This is a genomic window from Methanospirillum sp. (genome assembly GCF_028679455.1).
Taxonomy (GTDB): Archaea; Halobacteriota; Methanomicrobia; order Methanomicrobiales; family Methanospirillaceae; genus Methanospirillum.
This window is the reverse complement of the sequence record NZ_JAJRBM010000114.1, coordinates 1-5,831: the sequence shown is the minus strand read 5'-3', so window position 1 is coordinate 5,831 and position 5,831 is coordinate 1. Positions and strand designations below refer to the sequence as shown.

6 protein-coding genes and 1 pseudogene are annotated in these 5,831 nt (G+C 47.5%); all 7 read right to left on the bottom strand.

The window, feature by feature from the left end:
* Window positions 1–170 precede the first annotated feature (170 nt).
* Window positions 171–2,042: a type II/IV secretion system ATPase subunit gene (locus LUQ50_RS03885; RefSeq protein ID WP_300036462.1), complete on the bottom strand. Its 1,872-nt coding sequence runs from the start codon at window positions 2,040–2,042 to the stop codon at window positions 171–173.
* A 1-nt stretch (window position 2,043) separates the two neighbouring features.
* Entirely contained in the window at window positions 2,044–2,775 is a 732-nt protein-coding gene (locus tag LUQ50_RS03880; protein ID WP_300036460.1) for an ATPase domain-containing protein, read from the bottom strand.
* Window positions 2,776–2,793: 18 nt separating this feature from the next.
* Window positions 2,794–3,297: a hypothetical protein gene (locus LUQ50_RS03875; protein WP_300036456.1), complete on the bottom strand. Its 504-nt coding sequence runs from the start codon at window positions 3,295–3,297 to the stop codon at window positions 2,794–2,796.
* A gap of 6 nt (window positions 3,298–3,303) precedes the next feature.
* The gene (locus tag LUQ50_RS03870) at window positions 3,304–3,840 is read right to left on the bottom strand and encodes a flagellin (RefSeq protein ID WP_300036453.1); all 537 of its coding nucleotides are present in this window, start codon (window positions 3,838–3,840) and stop codon (window positions 3,304–3,306) included.
* A gap of 3 nt (window positions 3,841–3,843) precedes the next feature.
* On the bottom strand, window positions 3,844–4,770 hold the full coding sequence (locus tag LUQ50_RS03865) for a hypothetical protein (protein WP_300036450.1): 927 nt from the start codon (window positions 4,768–4,770) through the stop codon (window positions 3,844–3,846).
* Between the two features lie 209 nt (window positions 4,771–4,979).
* The gene (locus LUQ50_RS03860) at window positions 4,980–5,603 is read right to left on the bottom strand and encodes an archaellin/type IV pilin N-terminal domain-containing protein (RefSeq protein WP_300036447.1); all 624 of its coding nucleotides are present in this window, start codon (window positions 5,601–5,603) and stop codon (window positions 4,980–4,982) included.
* A 14-nt stretch (window positions 5,604–5,617) separates the two neighbouring features.
* Window positions 5,618–5,831: pseudogene (locus LUQ50_RS03855) on the bottom strand (hypothetical protein); the annotation flags it as partial.

Below are 5,831 nucleotides of genomic sequence, written 5' to 3'. Positions count from 1 at the left end.
TTGCCAGGGCAAGCGATGCCATATACGTATTCATGAAGAGCAGGTCAGCGCTCATCTTCTTGTCTTCAGTGACCTGTGCAATCCTCGTTTTGAGACTTTCAATAGTAGAAGCAAAGGGAAGATGTCGCCTCTCTTTGGGCAGTGTCTCATCCGGATCGGGTTCAGCCATATCAGGCACCGATCGTTAAAAGTCCCTGTTTCTTGATCTTTGTCATCATGTGGAAAAGATCCCAGAACTTGGTATAGCCGGCCTTATGGAGTCGCTCAAGGATCTTTGCCCGTTTCTCTACTTCAAGGTAAATTTCCGCTTTCCTGCTGTCCGGTATACCCAGCATCGTGGCAATCTTATTTTCAAGTAAATATGAACTGCCTTTTCCCGACCAGACGAAGGTATCCGATACCGGCTCCCAGCCAAACATCTGTACGAAGGTGAACCCCTGGGTCTCCGCATTGTATCCAACCAGCTCGTTGCAGCTGATCATCCGCCGCACAAGCTGGCCGTCGGGACGTTTTACCGCGCTCTGGATCACGACAAGGTTGAGGTTATCAACATAGGTTTTCGGGATATTGATCGGGTCACCGCAGAGACGCTGGATCAGTTTTTCAACAGAAGCCGCGTGGAATGTGCTCATAACCGGGTGACCGGTCTGCATTGCACCAAAAGCAACAGCCCCTTCCACCCCTCGGATTTCACCGACAAGGATCTGGTTGGGGCGCTGACGCAGGGCTGCCTTAAGCAGGTCAAACATGGTCACTTCTCCACCAGATGCTCCATCGCCTTCGCCTTTTCCTTTTGCAAGTGCAACTTCCCGCACCCAGTTCCGGTGCGGGACATTCAGTTCCGGGGTATCTTCAATAGTGACAATCTTATTCTCCGGTGGGATGAATGTCGTGATCGCATTCAGGAGTGTTGTCTTACCGCTTGCAGTCTCTCCGGAAACGAAGAGTGACATGCCATATTCAACGCAGATCCAAAGGTATGCGGCAGCCGTGTAGTCAATCCCGTTGCTCTCGATAATATTGAGAATGGAAAGGGGAACCTCGTTCACTTTACGGATGCTGAAGTTGCTGCCATGTTTACTGATGGCCGTTCCGTAGACGATGTTGATACGGGATCCGTCAAGCAGGGTGGCGTCGATAATCGGACTCCTGTACGTGATCGGCCGCTTGATCCGCTCCGCCATCTTGACAACAAATTCGTCGAGTTCACTGGAGACCTTGAATTCGATAACGGATTTTAAGCCTTTGAAGATCTTGTGTTCGATAAAGATCGGGCCGACCCCGTCACAGGATATATCTTCTATATATGAATCAGAGAGGAAGGGTTTGAGGACCCCCATATCGATCTTGTCACGGATCAACAGATATTCGATGGCCCGGTATTCCTGATCTGTCAGGATTACTTTCCCATCCGGAGTCATGGGGATCTGGTTCTTTTTCTTTACATGTGCCATTTTGTCTTTTGCAGAAAAGTCCGTATTGAGGAATGTCGTAAGCTTTGATTTGAAATTCTGCTGGCTGACTCCTCCGCCAGTGAGGGTTGCAAGATCCACGTTTTTCGGTTTTATCACAGACACGTTTGCGAGCATCTTCTTGATAACTTCCGCCCGTTCCTTGTCGCTTATAGGGTCTTCTTCAAGCCCATCGATGAGATCGATAAGCTTTGTCTCGATGACCGGTAACATCTGGTTTACACTATGGAGGAACGAGGGTTCGATGGGTATGTAGAAATTCCTGACATCATCCGGATCGGGCAGGATATGGATAAATGTTGTTTCATTCACCGGGTAGATGATGTTGGGACTTTTCATTGTGCGCAGGTCTTTTTTTAGTTCCGAAAGGAAGAGTGGAATGCCATAGGTATTTACCGGGAACGTGTGGAGGTATTCCAGGAGGTGCGGGCTTGCCTTGACGTACTCCTTGGCATTAGCCGGGAGCATCTTGTACAACGCACTGGACTCGATATCATTATAAAAATCGATGTTGGTATCAATGATTTCCGGTTTGAACGGAAGATTGACTGCAACAGATAACGTGCCCATATCAGACCTTCGCGTAACTCATGGGGATAATCTTCATCCCATATCCCGGATGCACTTCGAAACTTACCAGGTTTCCTGTTGTCTTGCGGGCGCCACGTACTTTGATGACTTCCATCACCATGACGTACTTGTCGCCTACAAGGGCCTTCTTCATATTCAGGTGGGCATCGCAGATGGAACGGATCCGCACGAGCGTATCCTCCTCGAATGCATAGGTATGGAGCGTGACAAGGATTGTTTTGCCCCGGTCGACAAGGGACTTGCAGTTGGTGAAGAACGTGAGGATTGTATCGGTCTGGGCATATTCCGTGAACAGGGTAAGTGAATCAACTATGATTACCTGGGACTTGCTGTTCTGGATGTGGGTAATAAGGTGAGCGAGAATGCCATCCATCTCTTCTTTTTTCCATTCGAACCCCACAACGTGGAGAGGGAATACCTTGAGGTAACCCCAGGCAAAATATTCCGAGATGTCAAGACTCATTGACTCCATCTGTTTGATGAAACTCTTGCTCGTACTTTCAGTAGTGAAGAGATCAACTGAGAGTCCCTGTTTCATGGCTCCCCAGATAATCTGCTGGGTGAGGACACTCTTTCCCGTATCGTTCTCACCTTCAATGAGTGTCAGTGATTCAAGCGGGAGGCCATCGGCTATTTTCTTGTCGAGTTCGGTGTTACCGGTGGAAATAATCTGCCGGTCCTCGCCCCCCATCAGATCAGAAATCGATGCCATACAATGTCCCTCCTTGGATTATAATTTAGATGATGTAGAAACTCCATTTCCTGTGGTCACTTGAATGCTTGTGGGAGCAGATCCAGATGGAAGGTTTGTTTTGATCCATAGTGTAACCCCGGGATCCAACTCGCCCGTGTGGATCTCATCATTTCCGAAATATCTTATTGTCCAGGTTTTTGGATCTCCCACATCATCCTCTTTTTTCACATATGTATAGCGTATATACCCATTTACTGTATCAAAAGAAAAAACATCCATATGGGGCAAATCAGTGATGGCTTCATTCCCATTGTTTGTAATACTGAAATTCAGACAGGGTCCTGTCGTACAGGTTCCAAGTGGTTCCGTGCTGGATATGTTGAAACTTGTTCTCAACCGAGCCTCATTCAGTAAAGTCAGATCTTTTTGTGCCGTTGCCACAGTCTCTGCAGCAGTGAGTGTCCCCCCGACAAGTACGTAGGCTACCACAACGAGGAGAAGTACTCCAACTGCGGCCCCGATAATCTCAGCAACGGCCATTCTGGATCACCTCGCGGTGAATGTAACTGAACGCCAGGTTCCTCCGGGAAGGACGAACTGGAAGTACATGTTGTCCCCCGAAATGAACGGTTTGGCTGAAGGAGACATGATTTTAATGTGAAGAGTCTCACCGGAATCCCAGTATTCGTTGGCATTGAGATCATATTCTTTTGATATTTCATCTGCACTATCTCCGAATTCAGTGACCCATTGCCCATTCGCCGGAGACGTACCCTCAGAATACATAAGTCTGCCGTAGTCTCCTTCGGTACCCCATAATACATCTGATTTTTTGATATCGTTGAGGAGAATTCTTGAACTTCCAATATTTTTCAACCAGATTTCAGCAGTGTCCGTATTGCCATTGGCGAAATATGTGATAATCTTGAAATCTGTGCGGAGCCGCTCATCCGATGCATGGGTGGACGAGGAAAATGTGCCTGCCATCTGGTACACTACAGGAAAAACAGCGTTGATCAGAACACCTGCCGCTATGACTGCGGTTATCAGGAACATCGCGGTGGTGAAGGTCTCGGCAGACATCGGTTATATCCTGTCCGGAAGGTTCATCCATTCTTCATCTTTTTCTTTATTTTTTGAGGCGGATTTTTTCTCGTTTATGGAAATACCGGAGAGATCAATTCGTTCTTCCTGCTTCCGTCCTATAGTAAGGGGCATCTGCTGCCTCTGTTCCATCATGACTTCGATCATGTCCTGGTCAAGGGACGTATCATTGGGGGTAAGGATCCGGTTAAGCGCATATAGTTCGGATACGAATTCATCCGGGCCCACTTCATGTTCCTCCCCAAGGTTTGCGGGCATCAGCCGGGAGATCTCACGGATCTCATCGCAGGATTCTTTGGAAATATATCCCATCACACGATAGGACTGAAGCATAATTTCAAGCCGGTCATGGCCGAACTTTGTAACGGAATTATGGGTCCATTTGAAAAGTTTGTAAACCTTCTGAAGCCGGAGTTTTTCGTTTATAGCTTTATCGTTTGCTGATGTAAGTCCGGAATGGGATGGTTTCGGGGGCATTCCAATCTGTGACCGTAATACGGCAAGCATCTGCTCATCGAGTTGTTTCTTGTCTTCCGAAGGTATGGGAGAAACTGGTTCGGTTTTGGCGGAAACCTGTTCTTTTTTCTTCTCCTCATCGTCCAGTTTTGCCTTTGTTACATCAAGGTGTGATTCGCGGGCATCCAGTGCAGCCTCACGAGCTTCAAGAGCGGAATTTCGTGCCTCATCAACTTCGGAGGACCCCGTTCCGGCACCCGCACCCCCGGGCGTTGCTACGATGGTAAATGGATTTTCCATTTCATTCATCCGCTCACGGATATCCATGAGAAGGCGCTTGATGGATGTTTTTATCAGGTCGACCTCCCGCTCGAGGTTCTGGAGCTTGACTTCCGGATCATCCTCGGAAGCGGCAGTGATAATATGGTCTACCTGTGACTGGTTAACCGCCATAGATTATCTACTCGTTATATTACATTCGTAATTAATAAACATTCTTACATGTAAAGAGACGTGGAATGTTGGGTGATGTAATTTATTAATACGTACGTGCCTTTTTTAAAATTTTTTGCTATACTCGGAATCAGTTTTCCGAAATAACCTTTTTTGGATTCATTCTGGCAGGAATTGGACTGATTGTAAAAAGAGGAAAAATTAAAAGATTAATAGATTGCTTGAACAGCCGTAAGTCCACCGGGGATCGTTCTCGTAATGGGGAGAACCGCACCGACAGATGGCTGTAAGTTTACAGTGATCTTCTGGTTAATTGATGCTGTCGAGGGCATTCCGATGGAAAGAACCCAGATTTCGTTCGGTTCAAGCAGGTTGTTGTCGGATCCTACTGTGTTGATCTTCTGGGAGACGCACCACTGGTTGTCTGCTTGATCATGATTTTCAGTCAGAATGGTGCCCCCAATACAATCTGTTATACCTGAGGTACTATTAGGAACCGCCGCATTTCTTCCGCCATTATTATCGGAGTACGAGATGACCATCTGTGACAGATCCATCGCAGTCCCACCGGCTGTGAGAGCAATACTGGTGTTGATATAAGTGAGCCGATTCGCTGTTGGTGTAACGGCAATTCCCATTACATTACCGACAATCTCCAGACTCGAGCTTGCCTGTGCGACACCAGTGTGTACGGTTGCCTGAGCGGTCTGGGTCGTAAAGAACCCGGCGCCAAGTACCACATACGAAAACACTGCAGCGACCACGACGAATGCGATCAGGACAATCGCCGCCTCAAGGCCGGTAAATGCATCTTCTGAATATAGGTTTTTCATCTTTTTCACCCTCCTTAATAGACCTCATACCATATGCCCTGGTTCAATGCAGCAGGCAGGGTTCTCGTGATGGGGAGTGAGGAACCAATCGGGGGCTTCACTTCAACTGTCATTTTGTCATTGGTAGTCATATCGGTGGCTGAAAATCCCATTGCCTGGGTATTCAGATCAATAAGTACCATTTCACGCTGCTCAAGGAGGTTGCCTGATGAAATCGTCTTTAACCAT

Bases quoted from the DNA above. Each gene is read 5' to 3' on its own strand.
- LUQ50_RS03885 (WP_300036462.1), bottom strand. From the start codon at position 2,042: ATGGGCACGTTATCTGTTGCAGTCAATCTTCCGTTCAAACCGGAAATC.
- LUQ50_RS03880 (WP_300036460.1), bottom strand. From the start codon at position 2,775: ATGGCATCGATTTCTGATCTGATGGGGGGCGAGGACCGGCAGATTATT.
- LUQ50_RS03875 (WP_300036456.1), bottom strand. From the start codon at position 3,297: ATGGCCGTTGCTGAGATTATCGGGGCCGCAGTTGGAGTACTTCTCCTC.
- LUQ50_RS03870 (WP_300036453.1), bottom strand. From the start codon at position 3,840: ATGTCTGCCGAGACCTTCACCACCGCGATGTTCCTGATAACCGCAGTC.
- LUQ50_RS03865 (WP_300036450.1), bottom strand. From the start codon at position 4,770: ATGGCGGTTAACCAGTCACAGGTAGACCATATTATCACTGCCGCTTCC.
- LUQ50_RS03860 (WP_300036447.1), bottom strand. From the start codon at position 5,603: ATGAAAAACCTATATTCAGAAGATGCATTTACCGGCCTTGAGGCGGCG.